Source organism: Algibacter sp. TI.3.09, from assembly GCF_038154905.1.
Taxonomy (GTDB): Bacteria; Bacteroidota; Bacteroidia; order Flavobacteriales; family Flavobacteriaceae; genus Algibacter.
Window position 1 is genome coordinate 820,823 of sequence record NZ_JBAKAN010000001.1, and the last position, 20,852, is coordinate 841,674.

16 protein-coding genes and 1 pseudogene are annotated in these 20,852 nt (G+C 30.5%); 7 read left to right on the plus strand and 10 right to left on the minus strand.

Annotated features, from left to right (window positions below):
- Positions 1-13: 13 nt before the first annotated feature.
- The 3 genes from V6246_RS03180 to V6246_RS03190 all read right to left on the minus strand — a co-directional run bounded on the left by V6246_RS03180 (position 14) and on the right by V6246_RS03190 (position 2,271).
- Positions 14-1,258, minus strand: a complete 1,245-nt coding sequence (locus V6246_RS03180; protein ID WP_341558920.1) for a mechanosensitive ion channel family protein — start codon at positions 1,256-1,258, stop codon at positions 14-16.
- Positions 1,258-1,548: a DUF3817 domain-containing protein gene (locus V6246_RS03185; protein ID WP_159020287.1), complete on the minus strand. Its 291-nt coding sequence runs from the start codon at positions 1,546-1,548 to the stop codon at positions 1,258-1,260. The genes V6246_RS03180 and V6246_RS03185 overlap by 1 nt, the downstream gene beginning before the upstream one ends.
- Before the next feature lie 105 nt (positions 1,549-1,653).
- Positions 1,654-2,271, minus strand: coding sequence for a YqaA family protein (locus tag V6246_RS03190; protein WP_341558921.1), 618 nt, complete (start codon positions 2,269-2,271; stop codon positions 1,654-1,656).
- 259 nt (positions 2,272-2,530) lie between these two features.
- Here V6246_RS03190 and V6246_RS03195 point away from each other — a divergent pair, with 259 nt between their 5' ends.
- Positions 2,531-4,675, plus strand: a complete 2,145-nt coding sequence (locus V6246_RS03195) for a tetratricopeptide repeat-containing hybrid sensor histidine kinase/response regulator (RefSeq protein ID WP_341558922.1) — start codon at positions 2,531-2,533, stop codon at positions 4,673-4,675.
- 660 nt (positions 4,676-5,335) lie between these two features.
- Entirely contained in the window at positions 5,336-5,605 is a 270-nt protein-coding gene (locus V6246_RS03200; protein ID WP_341558923.1) for a hypothetical protein, read from the plus strand.
- 219 nt (positions 5,606-5,824) lie between these two features.
- Here V6246_RS03200 and V6246_RS03205 read toward each other — a convergent pair whose 3' ends face one another.
- The 3 genes from V6246_RS03205 to V6246_RS03215 form a co-directional block, all read right to left on the minus strand.
- Complete coding sequence (locus V6246_RS03205) at positions 5,825-8,764, minus strand: HD domain-containing protein (RefSeq protein WP_341558924.1); 2,940 nt, start codon at positions 8,762-8,764, stop codon at positions 5,825-5,827.
- A gap of 520 nt (positions 8,765-9,284) precedes the next feature.
- The gene (locus V6246_RS03210; RefSeq protein ID WP_341558925.1) at positions 9,285-12,605 is read right to left on the minus strand and encodes a DUF7619 domain-containing protein; all 3,321 of its coding nucleotides are present in this window, start codon (positions 12,603-12,605) and stop codon (positions 9,285-9,287) included.
- Positions 12,606-13,246: 641 nt separating this feature from the next.
- Positions 13,247-13,846 (minus strand): DUF6642 family protein, encoded by a 600-nt coding sequence (locus V6246_RS03215; RefSeq protein ID WP_341558926.1) that lies wholly within the window; start codon positions 13,844-13,846, stop codon positions 13,247-13,249.
- A gap of 236 nt (positions 13,847-14,082) precedes the next feature.
- Here V6246_RS03215 and V6246_RS03220 point away from each other — a divergent pair, with 236 nt between their 5' ends.
- The 3 genes from V6246_RS03220 (at position 14,083) to V6246_RS03230 (ending at position 17,093) form a co-directional block, all read left to right on the plus strand.
- Positions 14,083-15,198 carry an FAD-binding domain-containing protein gene (locus tag V6246_RS03220; protein WP_341558927.1) on the plus strand — a complete coding sequence of 372 codons (1,116 nt, stop codon included), beginning with the start codon at positions 14,083-14,085 and terminating at the stop codon, positions 15,196-15,198.
- A 217-nt stretch (positions 15,199-15,415) separates the two neighbouring features.
- Positions 15,416-16,681, plus strand: a complete 1,266-nt coding sequence (locus V6246_RS03225) for an NAD(P)/FAD-dependent oxidoreductase (RefSeq protein ID WP_341558928.1) — start codon at positions 15,416-15,418, stop codon at positions 16,679-16,681.
- 49 nt (positions 16,682-16,730) lie between these two features.
- The gene (locus V6246_RS03230; RefSeq protein ID WP_341558929.1) at positions 16,731-17,093 is read left to right on the plus strand and encodes a DoxX family protein; all 363 of its coding nucleotides are present in this window, start codon (positions 16,731-16,733) and stop codon (positions 17,091-17,093) included.
- A 4-nt stretch (positions 17,094-17,097) separates the two neighbouring features.
- Here the strand turns inward: V6246_RS03230 and V6246_RS03235 are convergent, their stop codons facing one another.
- The 4 genes and pseudogenes from V6246_RS03235 to V6246_RS03250 all read right to left on the minus strand — a co-directional run.
- Entirely contained in the window at positions 17,098-17,451 is a 354-nt protein-coding gene (locus V6246_RS03235; protein ID WP_341558930.1) for a DoxX family protein, read from the minus strand.
- A 101-nt stretch (positions 17,452-17,552) separates the two neighbouring features.
- Entirely contained in the window at positions 17,553-17,780 is a 228-nt protein-coding gene (locus V6246_RS03240) for a hypothetical protein (RefSeq protein WP_042495083.1), read from the minus strand.
- A gap of 204 nt (positions 17,781-17,984) precedes the next feature.
- Positions 17,985-18,434 carry a transcriptional repressor LexA gene (gene lexA / locus V6246_RS03245; RefSeq protein ID WP_445818990.1) on the minus strand — a complete coding sequence of 150 codons (450 nt, stop codon included), beginning with the start codon at positions 18,432-18,434 and terminating at the stop codon, positions 17,985-17,987.
- Positions 18,408-18,584, minus strand: a pseudogene (locus tag V6246_RS03250) (helix-turn-helix domain-containing protein); the annotation flags it as partial. The pseudogene V6246_RS03250 and the gene lexA, both read right to left, overlap by 27 nt.
- 157 nt (positions 18,585-18,741) lie before the next feature.
- Here V6246_RS03250 and V6246_RS03255 point away from each other — a divergent pair.
- Both V6246_RS03255 and V6246_RS03260 read left to right on the plus strand, forming a co-directional pair.
- A complete protein-coding gene (locus tag V6246_RS03255) occupies positions 18,742-20,004 on the plus strand; it encodes a putative DNA modification/repair radical SAM protein (RefSeq protein WP_341558931.1) in 1,263 nt (420 codons plus the stop codon).
- 7 nt (positions 20,005-20,011) lie between these two features.
- Positions 20,012-20,776: a TIGR03915 family putative DNA repair protein gene (locus V6246_RS03260; protein ID WP_341558932.1), complete on the plus strand. Its 765-nt coding sequence runs from the start codon at positions 20,012-20,014 to the stop codon at positions 20,774-20,776.
- Positions 20,777-20,852: the final 76 nt, after the last annotated feature.

Consider the following 20,852-nt stretch of genomic DNA (forward strand, 5'->3'; position numbering starts at 1 on the left):
TTGTGTTTGGTAATTAAGCTTTAAAACTACCATGACTTGGCAGCTCAAAAATTTCTAAATCGAAATAGGGTAGTGCTGCTATAAGATGATCGAAAATATCCGACATAATATACTCGTAGTTTTCCCAGCGTTTATCGCTACTAAAAGCATAAATTTCTAAAGGAATACCTTGTGTAGTTGGGGCCAATTGGCGCGCCATAATCATCATGTCTTTATTTACCGCAGAGTGCTGCTTTAAATAAGTATCAATGTATTTTCTAAAAACACCTAAATTACTAAGGTTACGTCCGTTTAGTAATAGGTTTTTATCAACGTTATTCGAGTTGTTGTAAGTTTTAATATCTTCTTGTCTGCCTTCTAAATAAGACGTTATTAAATGAATCCCTTTTAGTTTTTCAACATCGGCATCGGTTAAATATTTAACACCGGTTTGTTTAATGTAAAGCGCACGTTTAATACGTCTTCCTTCAGAATTCGTCATACCACGCCAGTTTTTAAACGAATCGGATATTAAGGCATAAGTCGGTATCGTGGTTATCGTTTTATCGAAATTTTGCACTTTTACGGTGGCTAAATTAATTTCGATAACATCACCATCGGCTCCGTATTTTTCAAAAGTAATCCAATCGCCAATGCGCACCATATCGTTAATAGATACCTGAATACTGGCTACAAAGCCCATAATAGTATCTTTAAAAACAAGTATAATTACTGCAGAAATAGCACCTAAACCGGTAACAAATTTTATAAACTCAATACCTGTTAAAATTGCAATGGCCGACATAATACCGCCAAGCCAAGAGAAAATCATGAAAACCTGTATGTAACTATCAATAGGTTTATCTTTAAAACGAGGTAAGGTTTTTAGGTAATCTTTTAAGGCATTAAGTGAGCTTCTAACAATCCATAAAATTAAAATAATGGCAAAAACTTCTAATCCACGCTCAAAAACATCTTCAAAAGTTGGAAAATCTCCAAATACTTCAGGTACAAATCTAATAGCTATAAGTAAGGGAATAATGTGTGCTATATTACGTGGTACTTTATTGGCAACCAATAAATCGTCAAAATTAGATTTAGATACCGAGGCAAACTGAGCAAAGGTTTTTACTAATATTTTTCGTGTTACAAAATCTATAATAAACACAGCTATTAGTAACGCAACTAATAGTGCAAGCATGTTTAAATACTTGGCCGAGTTTTCGGTAAAACCACTTAATATTAAATAGTCATAAAATTTATGTTGCAAACCACTCATTAAACGGTTGGTTTTAAAAGTTTGCTTTCAACATAAAAAGTTCCGAAAGGAATAACTGAAGCTACAAGCACAATAAGAAAGGTTTTATTAGTCCATTTCATGTCACTTTTAATTAAAAAAGCTAAAATAATGTAGACTATAAAAAGCATTCCGTGAGGCATCCCTAAAAGTTTTACGTATTCAGGATTATCGGAAATGTATTTAATTGGAGTTGCAATAAATAATAAAAGAAGATAAGATACACCTTCTAAAAAGGCTACAATTCTGAAAATATTTAATAATGAAAACATGCTGTAAATTTTCAGCAAAAATAAGGTTCTAAAGTTGTAATCCCTTCATAATAATCGTTAAAAATAAGATAAATAGTAGGTGAAATTCCTTAATGTAAAAACCTGTTAAAGGGCACTAAAAATAAGAATACCATAAAGTGCAAAACGGATAAACCTTAGCGAACCAAAAAGCATAACATTTTTAAACGGAAATTCGATAATTCCGGCTGCCAAACAAGCAATAGAAAAGGGTAGAGGCAATACCGCACCAACCATAATTAAAAAGCCACCCCATTTTTTTGAATTTTTAAGTTGCTTTTCCATTTTAACGGCAATGTAATTATGTACCGATGGAATTTTAGTTATGGTGCGCCCCATCCAATAAGATACCAAACCGCCACCATAAGATAGCACGGCTAAAACTCCTAAATAAAACCAAGGACTATACATTTTACCTGCCCAGGCAATAAAAATTTCTGGTGGAACCAAACCTAGAAGTGTTTCTGAAACAAAAAAGAAACTTAAAACACCGTAAGCCGGAAGTATTTCGGTTAAATGTGTTAGTGTTTTGTTGATATCGAAAAAATGATTTACCACATATACCAAAATAACGATACCAATAATATAAGGTAAAGCCTTCTTTACAGCTTGCCAAACAAAGCTGTAAAACCCTGTGTAAGAGTAGTATTGATGTAAAAGCTTGAATTTAGATTTCTTTGCTTTTGATTTTGGATCCGGCTTCATTTTTGATAAAATTTTGGGCTGACAAATATAAGATTATTTTTTTAGTCGTAGACTAAAGCTAAACGTTACATAACAGTACTTTAACATTTGCTTTTTCAATAATTATGCCATGAATGATAATAAAAACGCTCAAATTTTGTTAAAAAAAGAATAAGCGTACAAAAACCGATAATTAATTGGTTCGTAAGATAATATGTCGGTATTTTGCATTTCATAAATTATATCGATACCTTAACCAAAGAAATTAAACAAATTTAGCTTGAATAGAACTTTACTTTTAGTGTTATTAATGTTTAGCTTTATATTTAGCTATGGTAAGCCTCAAAATAAAACAGAGAAGGCTGGCGATAGCATAAGTGTATTGATAGATTTGGCTCGTAAAGAAAATTTTGGTTCTAACTTCGAGAAAGCGTTAGAGTATTCTATAATTGCCGTAAAATTGGCTAATATTTCTAATGTAACAGATAAGCAAGCCAGAGCCTATAATAGTTTAGCAACTACATATCAAATGTTAGACGATGATCGTAGTGCTGAAAAATACTTTTTACTTACCCTTAAATTCGGTAGAGAATTAAATAGTGATTATATCACCGCTTCTGCTTTAAATGGTTTAGGAAGTGTTTATTCTAAAGATGAAAAAACCTTAGATAAATCTATAAAATATTACGACGAAGCTTTTATTTATGCCACAAAGCATGGTAATCCGGTTAATATTTCGGCGTGGTATTTAAATATGGCTGGTTTGTTTTTAGATTTTAATAAAACCGACAATGCTTTACCTTATTTAGAGTCTGCCACCAAAACCATAGCAGATAATAATATTGAAGACCCTGTTTTTTTAGCGACGTTGCATTACCTAGAAGCGCTTTATAACAAACAGAAAGAGGTATTTGATATCGCCAATATTCATTTAGAGCATGTTATAGAAATTGCTGAAAAAGAAGAGCTGTATCCAGAATTGATAGACAGTTACAATTTGCAATATGAAATATTTGAAGCCCAAAACAATTATACCGAAGCGATTGCCGCTTTAAAAAATAAACAGTTTTATAAAGATTTAAGCTTTAATACCGAAAAACGTTTAAAATTAGAAGATCTAAATGCGCAGTTTAAATTTAGTGAATACCAAAAGGAAATTACACAGGCTCAATTAGAAACCGAAACTTCTAATTCTAGAAATAATATTATTACGGCTATTGTAGTCTCCTTTGTTTTGTTTTTCTTGTTAATGCTTTTTCTTGTGCATTCGTTTAAAGATAAACAAAGACGAAAAGATCTTGAAGCAGCACGATCTAAAACCGAACATTTAACTAGTTTAAAATCGGAATTACTGAGTAATATTAGTCATGAGTTACGTACGCCTTTGTACGGTGTTATGGGGATAACCTCAATGCTTGCCGATGATAAGACTTTGGGTGTAGAACATAAAAACTTAATTAATTCCTTACAGTTTTCGGGTAACAGATTACACGAATTGGTTAATAAAATTTTACGAATTACCGAAATTGAATCGGATAGGGTAGCGGAGAAAAAAACAATTATCAATCTACAAGTTTTAATAAGCGACCTTATAAATTCGCTTAATTATTCGGCTAAAGAAAAAGATAACGAGCTGGTTTTAAACATGCCTGCAGCTATAGATAATCTATATTATTTAGATAGTTTAAAGCTCACGGAAATTTTAGATAATTTAATTTCTAATGCTATAAAATTCACCAATCAAGGTAGAATAGATGTTAGCGTAGCACTTATAAATACAGATAGTGATATCGATTATTTAGAGTTTAAAGTTGAAGATACCGGTATAGGCATCGCTAATGAAAACCATACATTAATATTTGAAAATTTTAAACAAGCCATAGAAGAAAACACATCGTTTGGTTCTGGTCTAGGTTTATCTATTGTAAAAAGCCATGTAGAAACCATGGGCGGAAAAATAAAATTAGATAGTGCGCTTGGTTTAGGTAGTGTATTCTCGTTTGTAATTCCTTGTGAAATTGCTACGCCAGATGTTATTGCCAAAAGTACTTTACATAATAGAACAAAGCCGTTAAAGGTTTTAGTTGTGGAAGACAATAAAATTAACCAAATGATTACCAATAAACTTATTGTTTCTATTGGACACATTTGTACGATATCGCATAACGGATTAGAGGCCGTAGAACGTTGTAAAACGGACGATTTCGATTTAATACTTATGGATATCAATATGCCGTTAATGAATGGCTTTGAAGCTTCTAAAACAATAAAATCTTTTAAACCAGATTGTAACATTGTTGCATTAACTGCATTAGAAATTAGTGAAGTTAAAGAACAATGTATGGCCGTTGGTATGAATGGTATTGTAAATAAACCTATAGGTAAAACCCAGCTTAAAGATATTATACAAATGAATGTGGCTTAACAGGATTTCGTCATTCGTGTTTTCTATATTTTATTTGTAGTTTGAATGATACTAGAGTATGGTTTAAAATATCCTATTTTACATAATATTAATTATAGTACAAATATATTATATGCTTAAAACAGCGAATAGAACTTTTTCTGTTCTATTTTACATAAATGCAGATATAGCGCCTTTAGGTCTATATCGTCAGCATTCATGTAACAGCTGTTTTTACGTGATGATGTTTGCTAAAATTGGTAAGCTAAAATAAAATCAAATTGCTCTGGCAATTTATTTTAGACACAATTATCCAACGCCAAAATAAAAGCTAACCTTTTTGCTCTTATTAAAAATCGCGCATTCGATAAAATGTACGTAATAAAAAATTTTAGACGATTCTCGTGGATTGCCACAAGAGTATAAAATTTAAGAATCGACTTTTTAGGAGATTTACGAAGACATTTGAAGTTTCTGCAAATAATTAAATATGTGAGTAAAAATAAAATTCTATGTACTTATTCTATTCTCTCGTTACTATTTAATCTTTTTTAATTAAGAACTTCTAATATTATGTAAAATAGAAAATATCACAAATAATTTAATACTTTTTCAAGACTAAAATATTAAGCATATTTTTGTAATAAGTAAATAATTAATTATCAACTAAATAAAAAAAATATGCCTAAAATTCATTTACATTTCCTTCAAAATTTAGACAATGATTCTTATAAATTTTGGCAAATAGTAACTCTTGACGAACAACCAAAACTGAATTCTATCTTTAACTATACACAAGAAATGTTTGACAATATTCCGAGTGAAGAATTAGACCGTTTCAAAAAATTTTCATTTGGTATTGGAAACTACTATGTCAAAACAATTATTGATTATACGGATAAAGCTGGAGAAATCGACTATATAATTGAATTAGTCTATAATCTCAATTAAATTTAAAATCTTTTTTTTTGATAAAAAAAGAAACAAAAAAATCAAGACTGCGTATAATTTTGGAAACAATTAAGGTCCGTTATGCTATATTTTAGGAAACATTGTAACTAATTAAGATTACTTTGAAATCCCTTGTGTATTTAGAACTATTAAGAGGCTTTATTACTAAACCCCTAAAATATGCACGCTCATTTGTTTTTGACCCAAAATTTTATGAGGTCATTTTATTAGCATTTTTCGATATTCTTTATTAATAGGAATTAGGAAATCGTTACCTCCATATAATTCTGTCCATACTTCTTTAAATCTATCAAAGCCTGATAGCTGTTCTTTATCTATAAAATATTCTTTTACAAAATAATAATAGCTATCTTTTAATTTACTTTTATCCAAATCACTTTGCTTAAGTAAAGCCTTCTTTTTCTTATCTTTTAATTTAATATTTTTATCTATTATTTCCTCCTCAATAAGAAAATCATCTTCAGTATTAGTTGGAACATTTTTTATCACTGTCCATCTATCATTAAATAATTGGCTTTTTATAGAATCTCTGAAACTTTTTGAGAGTCTATTTTTTTCAAGCATGTATGATAATTTATCATTTAATAGATAGTCATTGTGTACTAAATGTCTTCTACGTCTTCTTGGTGTGTCTCCTAGACTAAACCAGTCTAACAAACTAGATTCTCCATATTGTTTTGGCTCTAATAAATTTTTATAAAAATAGTTTGGGTCATTATTTTTAGTTAGAGCTTGATAAAAAACTTTTTTATCTAAAAAAGTAAAATTTGAACTATCAAAATCTTTTAACCAAACTTGATAAAATACTTCCAGTCCCAGGGATTTAGCAATAAAAGGAGTCATTAATGTAAACTTGTCTCCAGAAACTACTACATATTTGCTTATATCAATTTTTATCCCAGAAAATTGTAAGATATTTTCTTCGGGTACCCAATATTCACCCACTTTATTAAATTCAGTCTTGTTAAGAACATCAATTATTTTAAAACACACATTATTAATTAGTTCATTTTCAAAGGGTAATCTATCGTTCAATAAATAATCTCTACTTAAACTTAAAGGCATTTTTGCATTTCCATCAAAAACAGAAACGGTAGGGTAACTCCAAGGGAATTCTGGCAATTTGTATCCTCTAACAACTTTAAATCCATTACAATATAACTTATGACCTCTACGTTCCTCCCATCTACTTGAATAATAATATAAATCTGGACTATTATAATCTATAGTCCAATGAATTGATTTAAATTCCTTGGTATTAAACTTATACCAACCTTTATATGGAATTTCCGGTATTGAGGATATTTTTAAATTAGATAAGCTAAATATATTTTTAAGGTTATCATCTTTTATGATGAGTTCTACTCTTGGCAAATCCATAACATACCAATTAAACCATTCCAATTTATTAACTTCATCTCTTCTTCTATAATTAGATAAAGTGTATTTCTGTTTTTTAAGGTTTTTAAATTGTAGAATTAACTTTTGAAATTCATCGTTAATTTCTTTTTTCAATTTGATTTTTATGTAAGTTCCTATTTCACAATCTGTTTTTAATAATTCAACTTGTGTGGTACTTAAAGAAGCTTTACATTGAAAACCATTTTCAGATTTATAATGTTTAGTATAAAGCTCAAATTCGTCTCCTAATAAAAAAGCAGCTAATACTCCAACGCCAAACCTTCCAGTTTTTTCAATTTTCACTTCACTATCTTCAACAAAGCTCTTCTTCCAAAGCATGCTATTTCTAAAAGATGCACCAGCTCGAAAGAAGAAATTTATTATTGTATCCTTCGCCATTCCAATACCATTATCTTTTATTGTTAAATAGTACTCTTTCGAATCAACTTCTAATTCTTCCAGTGCTATTTCAATGTTTTGATCAAATGATTCTTCGATATAGGCGCGCTCTTTAACTGCATCTACTGAATTTTGAAGGAGTTCCCTAACTCCATATTTTGGGTCTTCACCATATAACGGTCCTATTAAAAGTTTTAATAATTCTGGGTCAGCATCAAATCTTATTTTTTCTGGTATAAATTTAACCGTCTCCCCGTATTTTTCAATGTTATCCAAATTAGAAGTCAGCCTTCTAAACTTAATTTTTAGATTTTTCAATTCTTCATCTTTACCATATACTTCTCCAAGTATTGCCCAAGAAATATCAAATTCACTTTGTATATCATCAAATAATTTTCTCAATTCTAAATATATCAAACTATTTTCTGGCTTTGCAGTAACGAAAATCCTCTCTGGGTCAGCCGTTTTAACACTTATATCCTTAATTGAATTATGCTTTTCCCACTCTTTTTTAGAGATTGGGCTTGAAAAACGTTTAGTTTTTACCAACAAAGAGTTAGCTCTTTCAGAATGTATTTGAATATAATCGGCTATTCTTAAAACTGTCATTAAAAAAAACACCTTTATATCATATGGAATATTCCAAGTTTCTCCATGTCTATCTTTTAAATAATCAAATGATTTTCTTAAATTCATACCATGGCTTCTAGCTACAAGACCACATATATCTATAATTTCTTTGTCAATATTCGTATTAGTCAATATGTTTTTTTCTCCTAACTTAGTCGGAAATCCACCGTGACTTATTTCGTGTGCTAACCTTGCATGGTGTCTCCTTAAAAATTCTCCATATAGCTTTCTTGAGGAATCATCAAGATTATCAATATCTGGTTCTGAAACTTCAATCTTTGAGTTACCAAATATGTTCGTCAATTGTTCGTCATTAAATCGTTTGGCTTCGTAAAAAAATTCATTCCACTTATCCTCCCAAGAGAGGCTGTCAAAATAATGTACCCTATTTTGTTCATAATCTTTATCAAAAATCTTTTTTAGACCTTCACTTGAAATATGCATTCCGACATCATGAAGGATAACTGCCATAATCAAAACAGCAATGTCCTTTTCATTAAGAAACTCAAATGACTCATCTGATATTAAGTTGCATGCAGTATTAAGAACTTCTTCTATGTGAGCGATACCATGGTCGGTAAACTCTTGGAAGAACTCTAACTTATTGTCTTGAAGTATCACACTGAAATTTGAGATAGTACCATCAATAAAAGCTCGATAATCACCAGTCAATTTTTCATCAAATCTTTGAGGGATTTTTATATTCATAGTTGATTTTTATTTATTACAGGAAATTTTAAATTTACAAAATATTGTAGGAATTTTTATGTTGGAAAACCGTAAATATTTGAAAGATATTAATTAGTAATCATTCCACACACATTACGCTTCCCTCCTACGTCGTCGCATAAAAAGTGTTCCATTAACATTGTAGAAGAAACTTTTTAGGAGAAATTTTTTAAAGAAACGGTAGTAACAACTTTCGCTTTTAACCAAAGCTCAAGTTACATAACGCAGAACATTATAGTACAAATATATTATATGCTTAAAACGGCGAATAGAACTTTTTCTGTTCTATTTTACATAGATGCAGATATAGCGTTAGGTCTATATCGTCAGCATTTATGTAACAGCCGGTTTACAGTCGTAGTTTGATTAATATACATAAGCTATAATTCAACATAATTCTGCAATATTTTTTTCTAGGACATTCTCGTAAAGGTTTCCGCGAGAATATAAAATTTTAAGAAAAACGTTTGGAAACCTATTTTGAATTGTGAAAAATTGATTAATTTTTCACAAAGCGCAAAACTGTTTCTACTTGGCTTTGATCCATTAATTTTATAAAATATATTCCTTGCGATAATTTTTTTATATCTATACTTTTTATACCACCATTATCACCGTTTTCTAAACACAATTTTCCCGCAGTATTGTATATCTTAAATTGTAATATCAACCCTTCATATTTTATGGATATTTTGCTGTTAGATGGCGAAGGAAATAAACGCATGTTTTGGATGGATTGTTCTGTAATACTTAAGGCTTTTTCGATAAAAGTTGTCGATACCGTATTCGTTATAATGGGTTGATTAAAATCAAAAAATATGCTTGCTTGACCTAAAATAATATCTCCAACATTAACTTCTTTTTCAGGTTTTATCCTAAAGACTAAAAAACCTTTACTCTCTTCTTCGTTGTTATCTTTATAATTTAAATTGATGTCTTCGAACAAAAAAGTAATTTTATTATCTTTTAATGAAGTAACTAAGCCTTCATGACTAGATGTGAGTATTTGAAATGTCTTTCTGTCTAATTTTGCATCTAGTATGTCTTCTATCCTCACATTGATTGCAGAAGCTGTACCAATATTTTGAAAATTAATTATATAATGCAAGTAATTATCAGCTTGTTCAACAGGAACTTCATTACCTTCTAATACAGTTTTATCATTTGGGTCATAAGAACCTATTATAATTTGTTGAAGCTCAAACCTATTATTATCTAGGTCAACATCTTCAAATGAGATTCCTGTGCTTGCAATTAGAGTTAGAATATCACCATTGTTTACTGTTGGAGGTGTGAAAATATTAAAATTGACAATAATACTTTTTTGTTCAAATGGCAATAAATCCTGAAAACCCCATGTTAATAGTCCTGTACTTCGCGAGTCTTCATTGATAGATGCATTTATAAAATTAAGTTGGGAATTTTCATATTCTAGTATGACAGAACCTTCTTCAATCGATGTTCCAATATTCTCATAAATCAATTCATAACTAATATCAAAACCTGCCCTTGCTTCCTTTAGAGGAATCAATGTCACAGCAATATCTCTAGCAATTTGCTTTTCGATTAAACAAAAATTAACCGTTTCGTCTTGTATAAGGTTTTCAAAATTAGAGGTATATTCTTGTGGGAATATTTCAAAATATTCATCATTTACAGATGCTGTAGTTGTAAAACTTCCTTCTTCTACATAAAGCACATATTCCCCTGTATCATCTGTTATAGTAGAAAATGATGTTAAGTTATTACTAGTATAAACTAAAGTGTTCTTGACAGGAATATCGTTAACATCGCAACCGTTATCATTAATATCATATAAAATTTGACCATTAATTGTGTTGAACTCATCTCCACATAAAGATATTATTTCTTCAGAACTATTGCATCCTTCTAAATTATTCTCAATTATATATTCTGCATTACTTGTTAGGTAATTACATACATTAATTGTCTCACAAAGAGACAAATTTATATTGTCTTTTATAGTTAATTTTGTTATTGATTCGTTATGAATATTTTGAATACCAGATAGACTTTCAAGACTACCGTTTTCAGTTATTACTAGCTCTCCGTTAATTGAATTCAGGGCTTTAAAGCCCTCTAAACTAAGTAGTGAATCATTAGCGTCAATGGATAATTTAGCGTCTACTTTATTCAGTTTGGAAAGTGTATTTACGGATTCCAGTTTAATATTATTATTAAGATTAAAATTGCCCTCTATAAATTCCAAATTGTCAAGACCTACTAAATTTTCAAGATTCGCATTATTTGTTATTGATAACGCACCACCAACTGAGTTTAGTCCTTCTAATCCTTCTAAATTTAATAAAGAATTATTGGTATTAATTACCAACCCATTAACTTCATTGAGATTAGAAAGTGCATTTAATGTTTCTAAACTCAAGTTATAACTAATACCGAGGGTGTTTACTGATGTTAAATTTTTAAGACCTTTTATATGCGCCAAGGAATCATTTCCAATAATGCTCATCATATTTAAGACCGTTATTTTCTCTAAACCATCTATATTGATTAATTTATCATTACCAGCAAAGGTAAATATTTCTCCTACATACTCTAAATTTTGAAGCGCGTTTAATTGAGTCAATTCATCGTTATACGCTATGTATAAATCATCTCCAACCGTTTTTAATGAACTTAAACCTCTTAGCGTTTGCAAACTGTTGTTATATTTGATTTCAAAAGGCATTGCTGCAAGCGGACTAACTTCTTCTAATGCTTCTAGGCCTTCCAAATCTATTAGAGATTTGTTTAGATAAATAACAAACTCTCCTCCTATAGTTTTAAGATTATTTAACCCCATTAAATTTATTAGGGAATCATTAGATTTAATAAGTACATCTCCATTTATACTCGTAAGTCCTTCTAGTCCTTTAAGGTCAATTAAATGGTTAGAATTAAAAATATTTAATTTTTCGATATGCTCAATCTTACAACCATCTAGGGTTACTAACGCATTTTGATGAATTTCTAATTCACCTTCTACATGCTTTAAATTATCCAATCCTTCTAAGTTTAGCATTGCCGTATTAAAGGCTATTCTAAAACTCCCCGCAATGCGTTCTAAATTTTCTAATCCATTTAAATTCAATAAAAACTCACTATATTCAATCCTTAAATAACCATTAACCATTTTTAAATTACGTAATCCATATAAATTTAGAACCCCATTATCACTAATTACAGCACTTCCATCAATTGTGTGAATAGAATCTAAACCTTCTAGACTCGTTAAGGAATCATTTCTTGAAATTAAAAAAGCGTTATTGTATGGGTTAGATGCTATAACCTTTAAGCTACTTAAGGCTTCAATACTATTTAACTTATTATTTAATGTTATAAATAATCCATGTACCGAATTTAGTACGGATAAGCCATCTAAACTAAGTAACTCTTGGTTTGAATTAAGCTTAAATACCCCTCCAATTTCTATTAAATTATTTAATCCTACTAATGACTGTATTTGGTTATTTCTTTGGATTGTTAGGTCGCCATTTACTGTTATAAGAGACTCTAAGCCATTGAGGTTAATTAAAGATGTTGTTGTTCCTAGAGAATTTTCGCCGATGGTTAAATCTCCTTCAATAAGTGTTATGCCAATTAGCCCGTTTAGGTTTTTTATATCACTACTACCTTTTATGACTAAATCATCATTAATTTGAGTACAGTCAGGATAGTTTTTTGCAAAATCATCGATTTGCTGTTGTGTGGTTAAAACAATTTCCGTAGTTGGACATTGGGAAAATAAGTTTGTTAAAGTAAATAGTAGGAAAAGTAAAGAAAATAATAGTTTTTTCATGATATGTAGGTTAAAGCTTTGGGGCTTTAGAATGGAAAAAGTAAAAATGGTATTTTTTTTTAAATTTTAGAAATAATTACCAATAAAATCGACGCAATGCATCAAAGCTGTACAAATTATTTAAAAAAGTAAAATTTTTGTAGTGTAATTTCATTCCATACTACTATTTATTGTTGCCTAATTCTTATAATGTGGTTCCTAGTTCGCAAATGATGTTAAATTATAATTCAAAAATAATAAAGTTACTTCAAAAAAGATGTAGTGCAAGAAAAGACAGAAAAGCTAAAAATAAAAAAGTGAGAATTTGGTTAAATAACTTTAGTGCTACCTAAGAATTATTCTAGTAAAATTTTATTAATCTCATTCCATACACACATTCCACTACTCTCCAGTGTTCCACTGACATTGTCAAGAAATATTTTAGAATAAAAAAACAAGAAAATGTAGTAATAACTTTCGCTTTTAACCAAAACTCAAGTAACATAACGCGGAACATTATAGTACAGATATATTATATGCTTAAAACGGCGAATAGAACTTTTAGGTTCTATTTTACATAGATACAAATATTTTTCAAATACGCGATTCTCAGCGAAACCTCAGAATTATAAGTTTGTCCAATAATTAAGAACAGCCTCAACTTAATAATACAATCTAAAATCGAGTAGTTTACAAAGTTTGTAATGTCTTTGATGCAAATCTTCCACAACATCTAGCATGTTATCATCTTCGTTAAACAAGTTAAAGAATGCGATGTCCAGACTTGAGCTAGTAATTCCATTAGAGGCATTACCGTACCCTGAAATACCTCTTGCTCCAGTGATATCTAAAAAGTATTGAGCTTCTTCTTCGTCTAAATCTAAAACTTTAGCGTTGGAAAAATGTAAAATCTTTCCGTCTAATCGTCCTTCAAAAATTTCTGCAATTTCTTGTAAACTATAGTAATAGTCGTTTAAACAAATACTATTAGCTTCACCTGTAATAACCAAGTAAATTATTTCGTAATCTTTAAAATTATGATCACCTAAAACCAAGGCGTTTAAGTTGTCTTCTAATCCTTCAATGGTGTCGCAAGTGTTATAAATACTAGCTACTCCGTATTGCGAGGTTAATTGATCTAGTTTTTTTTGAGCTTCGGTAACGGTATCTATTTCTACATCTTCAACCGCTTCTAAACAGTAAATGAAATAATCGGTATCTATTACTTGTTCTTGGGGTAATTGCTGTCTTTTTTCTAACAAATCTCAGAATTTATGAAGGTATTTAAAACACAAAATTAATATAAATCTTTTACTCTTTTTAGCGATTTCATCTAAAACATATAAGAGCTCAAATAGAACTTTTTTAAATATTGAGGACCAACCTTTATGTTAGTAATAACATAGATTCTATTTCCCTTAGTTTTTTTTGTTTCGTAATTAAAGTTCAACATTCTATATCTTCGTAATATATTTTTATTAAGAAAAACACCATTTTAATGAGAAATAACGCCAATACTAAAGTTTGTTTTCCAACAGAATTTGAAGCTATAATAGATAGAATAGCAAACATAAATCCTGTGGGTTACAGCAAATCTAGAAACTATATAGACGGTGCAGTAAGTTATTTATCGCCTTATATTTCTCGTGGTGTGATTTCTACAAAATTTGTTTTTCAAGAATTATTAAAGCGAGGTTTTAATCCAAACACTATATTAAAATTTATTCAAGAACTAGCATGGCGGGATTACTGGCAACACGTTTGGATTGCCAAAGGTGATGCTATAAATAAGGATTTAAAACATACGCAAACTCCGGTTATAACAAACGGGATTTCTAAAAGTTTAGCCGATGGAACTACAGGTATTAAGGCTATAGATATTGGTGTTAAACAACTTAACAGCACAGGCTATATCCATAACCATTTAAGAATGTACATAGCTTCTATGTCTTGCAACATTGCTCAAAATCATTGGTTGCATCCCGCTAAATGGATGTATTATCATTTATTAGATGCAGATTGGGCAAGTAATGCGCTAAGTTGGCAATGGGTTGCTGGTGCAAATAGCAATAAGAAGTATTATGCCAATCAAGAAAATATTAATAACTTTTGCTATACCGAGCAAACGGATACGTTTCTAGATGTATCTTACAATGATTTTGAAAACTTATCTATACCTGAGGTGTTAACATTTTCTGAACCATTAGATTTAAAAACTCCGCTTCCAGAATCTAAAACTATAATTATAAATGAGGAGCTACCTACACTAATTTATAATTTTTATAACTTAGATCCGGTTTGGAAAAACAACGAATCTGCCAATCGAATCCTCTTATTGGAACCCTCACATTTTGAGGCATATCCCGTATCTCAAAAGACTATTGATTTTATAATTGGTCTCTCAAAAAACATAGAAAATATCCAAATATTTGTAGGTGAATTTAGTGAGCTTACATTGTTATACCGTTTAGAAAACGTGTATTACAAAGAGCATCCTTTGAATGTACATTATATAGGTGTCGAGGGGCAAAGAGATTGGATGTTTGATGTAAAAGGCTACTACCCTTCTTTCTTTGCTTTTTGGAAAAAATGTAAAAAAGAAATTATATTCTAAATTCAAAATTGTCACAACTTCTGCTGCATTACAGATTGTTAAATCTTGTAATTATAAGTTAACCTCGCTCCTGTTTTCTCAGTTGATAATAGATTAAAAACTTAGGATTAATTTATTTTGTTTAACATTATATCTAAAAAGTTAAACAAAACATATCTTTTTTAACTATATTTACCTTTAATTTAGAGATGTTATCCCCCTTTTAACGCGAGTAAATATGAACAAGCAAGATTGTAAAATACATATTATAGGTGCTGGAGTGAGTGGCTTAATAGCTTCAAAGGTTTTGGAAGATCATGGCTATAAACCTGTAATAATCGAAGCTACAGATCGTGTTGGAGGACGCGTTAAAACAGATATAGTTGATGGTTATCAATTAGATCGCGGATTTCAAGTTTTACTTACAGCCTATCCAAGTGCCCAAAAATACTTAAATTTTGAAGCTTTAGAGTTACAGCATTTTCTTCCTGGTGCTACTATTTTTAATAATGGAAGCAGAAAAACTATTGGGGATCCTTTAAGGGAAATATCCTTACTTTTTCCAACCTTGCTATCAGGTATAGGAACGTTTTCAGATAAATTAAAAATTTTAAAATTGGATAGTCTTCTGAAAAAAACTTCTATTACTGAAATTTTCGCTAAACCAGAAAAAACAACACTTCAGTATTTAATAGATTTTGAGTTTTCTCAAGACATGATAACGCTCTTTTTTAAACCTTTTTTTAGTGGTATATTTTTAGAGCCTAACCTAGAAACATCTAGCAGAATGTTTGAGTTTGTCTACAAAATGTTTGGTGAAGGTTTTGCTACCTTACCTAAGGCCGGTATTGAAGCTATACCAATGCAATTAAAATCTAATTTAAAACAGACCACATTTAAATTTAACACAAAGGTTAAGTCTGTAGATACTGGTAAAATTTTATTAGAAAACGGAGCGGAATTACAAAGCGATTACACCATAATTGCTGCCGATGCTAGTGCACTTTTGATGAATTTAAAAAAGCAAGAGACTGAATGGAAATCTTGTGACACACTGTATTTTGAAACAAGCACTAGAAGTATAAATAAGCCGCTAATTGGCCTTATAACGAAAGAAGATGCACTTATTAATAATATATTTTATCACACAAGTATTTCATCAAAATCTAGAGGTACCAAAGAATTATTATCTGTTACTGTTGTAAAAGAGCATAATTTATCTTCTGATGCTTTAAAAATACGAGTTGAACACGAGTTACAACAGTATTGTGGTATAGAAGCACATGCTCTTATAAAACATTATGTAATACCAAAAGGATTGCCAAAACTAGATGAATTACAGTATGAAAGACCTATCTCCGAAATTGAAAAAACGAGTCGTGTTTTTCTAGCTGGTGACACGCAATTAAACGCTTCGTTAAACGCCGCAATGATGTCTGGTGAGCAAGCCGCTTTTAGTGTATTACAATCTTTAAAATCTAGTTTAACCAATTCAAAAACTTAACAGAATAATCTAATCACCAAAAAAAAAATCTAACTTTAAAAATAATTTCATGGAATATTTAATAATTATAATCAAAATTGCAATCGCCCTAAGTATAATCAACGTATGGCTATTTCGTATTAATAAATCTACAAGCTGGAGAGGGAATAATGCTAGTAGCATGAAGGAGGAATTTAAAAGCTACGGTTTACCAGAGTGGTTAATGTATGTTGTTGGAAGTTTAAAACTACTATTTTCTTTAGGTCTTTTGGTGTCTATATTCTATAGTTCGTTCGCAGCACCATCGGCACTTGGAATTGCGTTTTTAATGCTTGTGGCTATAATAATGCATATAAAAATAGGTGATCCTATTAAAAAATCTTTACCTGCATTTATATTTTTATCACTATCCCTAATTGTCGCTTTGGTTTAATATATTAAATATAAATTTTTAAAAAATAGAAAAATAAATAGCCGTTAAAAATCATAAACACAAATGAAGGTAATGCTAGTATAAATGGATCTTTAATTTTTAATCTTACTAGAAAACCTAATAACATTTGTATTGTTAGTCCTGCCGTCGCGATAACGCCTAATAATGGATTTACAAAACTGTATAGAAGGGCGAGCCCAGCTAATATTTGTAAAATACCCGTTATTTTTCGTTGCTTCTCACTCAACTGAAACCGTAAAAACTCCTGCTTCATTTTATCAGAAAACAAACAGCCGTATCCATAAAATAGAAAGGAGATTGCCGATAAAATAATTAAAGTAGTATGTAGAATTTTCAAATTGAACGTATTTATATGTATTATTAAAATATAAAATACCCTATTGTAGAATTTTTACAATAGGGTATTAATTTTGTAACGATTACTTTAAATTTTATAATTTAAAAAGCAGGTTCAGGTCTACCTTTTAAACGTTTTTCAATTTTTTTCTTCTTTTCAGTTAAGCGCTTCATGATATCCATTACGCTAGTATCTTTAGACTTTTTGTAAATTTCGTTTAAGGCGAGTATTAAACGCTTTGCTTCTCGCGATGCTACTACTCTGTCACTTGTAGACATATTACTCATTTTCGCGTTTTCAAACTCAATTGCTTCGTTAATCAATTCCATAGTTTTGCATTTTGTTTATTTCTATATAAATATAATTAAACAAAAGGTACATTAAGGGTATATACAATTGATTATAATTATTTTAATATTGATTTAAGTTATAATAGAAATAAAATTTCATATTTAAACGAGCATTTTCAATGCTCAAAAATGTTTTTTTACTAATTAATAATGCAGGCTTTTCTTTTATAAGCCTCTTCCCTATTATAATTTTATTACTTTTTCGACAATACCTTGTATTCTAAAATCCGTAGTTAGAATTATAGGTTGATGTTTCGAATTTGTAGAATGTGGTTTTAACACAATAGTATCTCCATTATCTATAAACTCCTTTACGGTAGCATCATCATCAATTAAAGCAACCACCAGATCGCCATGGTTAGCAACTTGCTGCTGTTTAATTAATAGTAAATCTCCGCTAGTAATACCTTTTTTATTCATAGAATCACCAGCAGCTCTTAAAAGAAAATAATCACTTGCATTTTTAACCAATGTCTTAGAGATGGAAATTTTTGCTTCAATATTTTCTTCAGCATAAATAGGTAAGCCACAAGCTACAGAACCAATCAACGGGATTTCCACAGTATCACTACTGCTCGATTCTTTTGATACCAATGGGTTAGCGTCCAGTAATTCTCTGGCTTCAACTTGCAATAGATTTGCTATTTCAAAAAGCATTTCTAGACTAGGCTGCCTTCTGTTCTGCACATAAGAATTTACCATATTATAGCTTTTATTAAGCTTGGTAGCGAGCCAGGTTTGCTTTATGCCTTTTATTTCTAATACTTCTTTAATACGATTCATAATTAAACCATTGGTTTCAGAGTACGAATTTAAACAATAAATATTTATATATCATATAATGAGATATTAATTATGACTAATATGAGGTTTTTTATCCAAAAAATCATTTTATATTTGATTAGATTGTATCTTTGGGCTTCAAATTAAACACCTACTAATGTCTTTTCAACGTGTACAAGAAAAACTAAATATCCTTGCAGATGCTGCAAAGTATGATGTTTCTTGCTCCTCTAGTGGGAGTAACAGAACTAATAAAAACAAAGGATTAGGCGATGCCTCGGCTTCTGGAATTTGTCATTCTTATACAGAAGATGGTCGCTGTGTTTCCTTATTAAAAATTTTACTAACCAACCATTGTATTTTTGACTGTGCCTATTGTGTAACTCGTAAAAGTAACGACGTTAAACGTGCTGCTTTTAAGGTTCAGGAAGTGGTGGATTTAACCATGAATTTTTACCGACGTAATTATATTGAAGGCTTGTTTTTAAGTTCTGGTATCTTTAAAAGTGCCGATTACACTATGGAACGCTTAGTGGCTGTGGCTAAAAAATTAAGATTAGAAGAGAATTTTAATGGCTACATTCATTTAAAATCCATTCCCGGAGCGAGCGATGAGTTGATGCGTGAAGCTGGTTTATACGCCGATAGATTAAGCGTTAATATTGAAATTCCAACCGAAAAAGGCCTTAGACTTTTAGCGCCTGATAAAAACAGAGCCGATTTTATAAAACCCATGGAAAAGGTTAAAAATGAAATCATTCAATATAAAAGTGAAAAGAAAATAATTAAAAGTACACCCAAATATGCTCCTGCCGGACAAAGCACGCAAATGATTGTTGGAGCAAGTGGCGAGAATGATATGCAAATCATGTACACGTCCAATTATTTTTATAAAAACTTTAATTTAAAACGTGTTTATTATTCGGGTTATGTACCCATTAGTTACGATACGAGATTACCGCAAATTGGCACACCTGTCCCGATGTTGCGAGAAAACAGGTTGTATCAAACCGATTGGCTTCTGCGTTTTTACGGCTTTAATATTGAAGAAATTTTAAACGAACAAAACCAAAGTCTAGATTTAGATATCGATCCTAAATTGGGTTGGGCACTGCGTAATATGCATGAATTCCCCGTAGATGTTAATAAAGCTGATAAACGCATGCTTGCTAGAATTCCTGGTTTAGGCATGAAATCAGTTTTTAAAATTTTAAATGCAAGGCGCTACAGGCAGCTTAACTGGGATCATTTAAAAGCTATTGGCGTTGCCTTCAATCGAGCGCAATATTTTATGGTTTGTGCTTCAAATCAATTTGAAAAGCGAGATCTCACTCCAGAAAAAATTAAAGGTTTAATACTACAAAACTCTAAAAGCAAATACACATCAATGCTTAGTAACCAATTAAACCTGTTTGGATAGTAATACTATGGAAACAACTTTAGTTTACGATGGCACGTTCGATGGGTTTTTAACCTGCGTTTTTATGGCGTATGAGATGAAATTAAAACCAGTCTCTATCGTTAAAGAAAAGCATTTCCAGGAGCCGATGTTCGGGAGTTGGGATTTGGTTAATACTGAGCTAGAGAAAGCAAACCGGGTTTGGGCGGGTTTAAAAAAGAAAATGTCTGCCAATGAGTTGCAACGTTTTTACTATGCCTTTTTAAGCGAAAAACCAACCGTAGAAAACACCATATATCAAGCCATTTCATATGTATTTGAATCTAAAAACAACGTTGCCTCAGATTTTGGAAACGTTCATATTTTACAACTTTCAAAACTCACTAAAAATGTAAGTCGAGAAAAACATAGAATGGAAGCTTTCGTTAGGTTCAAACTCACAAAAGACGGTGTTTATTTTGCAAATATAGAACCCGATTTCAATGTTTTACCATTAATAAAAAGACATTTCGAAAAACGCTATGCAGATCAAAAGTGGCTTATTTACGACTTAAGCCGAAAATATGGCATCTATTACAATCTGGAGTCCGTAGAACTTATTAGTCTCGAACTCGATCGTAATTTTGATCCTTCTAAAACATCAACAGAATTTTTCGCACCTATTGAATTAGAGTTTCAACAACTGTGGCAAGACTATTTTAAAAGCACAAACATCAAGTCACGAAAAAACATGAAACTCCACATTCAACATGTACCCAAACGCTACTGGAAATATTTAAGCGAAAAGCAATAAAAATAATAGTTATTAGAAGCTATTTCCTGCTATCCGCTATATCTTTTTTGTAGATAGCCTTAAAATTGTTTTTCAT

Coding starts and splice junctions, on each gene's coding strand:
- V6246_RS03180 (WP_341558920.1), bottom strand. CDS start 1,258: ATGAGTGGTTTGCAACATAAATTTTATGACTATTTAATATTAAGTGGT.
- V6246_RS03185 (WP_159020287.1), bottom strand. CDS start 1,548: ATGTTTTCATTATTAAATATTTTCAGAATTGTAGCCTTTTTAGAAGGT.
- V6246_RS03190 (WP_341558921.1), bottom strand. CDS start 2,271: ATGAAGCCGGATCCAAAATCAAAAGCAAAGAAATCTAAATTCAAGCTT.
- V6246_RS03200 (WP_341558923.1), top strand. CDS start 5,336: ATGCCTAAAATTCATTTACATTTCCTTCAAAATTTAGACAATGATTCT.
- V6246_RS03205 (WP_341558924.1), bottom strand. CDS start 8,764: ATGAATATAAAAATCCCTCAAAGATTTGATGAAAAATTGACTGGTGAT.
- V6246_RS03210 (WP_341558925.1), bottom strand. CDS start 12,605: ATGAAAAAACTATTATTTTCTTTACTTTTCCTACTATTTACTTTAACA.
- V6246_RS03220 (WP_341558927.1), top strand. CDS start 14,083: ATGAGAAATAACGCCAATACTAAAGTTTGTTTTCCAACAGAATTTGAA.
- V6246_RS03225 (WP_341558928.1), top strand. CDS start 15,416: ATGAACAAGCAAGATTGTAAAATACATATTATAGGTGCTGGAGTGAGT.
- V6246_RS03230 (WP_341558929.1), top strand. CDS start 16,731: ATGGAATATTTAATAATTATAATCAAAATTGCAATCGCCCTAAGTATA.
- V6246_RS03240 (WP_042495083.1), bottom strand. CDS start 17,780: ATGGAATTGATTAACGAAGCAATTGAGTTTGAAAACGCGAAAATGAGT.
- V6246_RS03255 (WP_341558931.1), top strand. CDS start 18,742: ATGTCTTTTCAACGTGTACAAGAAAAACTAAATATCCTTGCAGATGCT.
- V6246_RS03260 (WP_341558932.1), top strand. CDS start 20,012: ATGGAAACAACTTTAGTTTACGATGGCACGTTCGATGGGTTTTTAACC.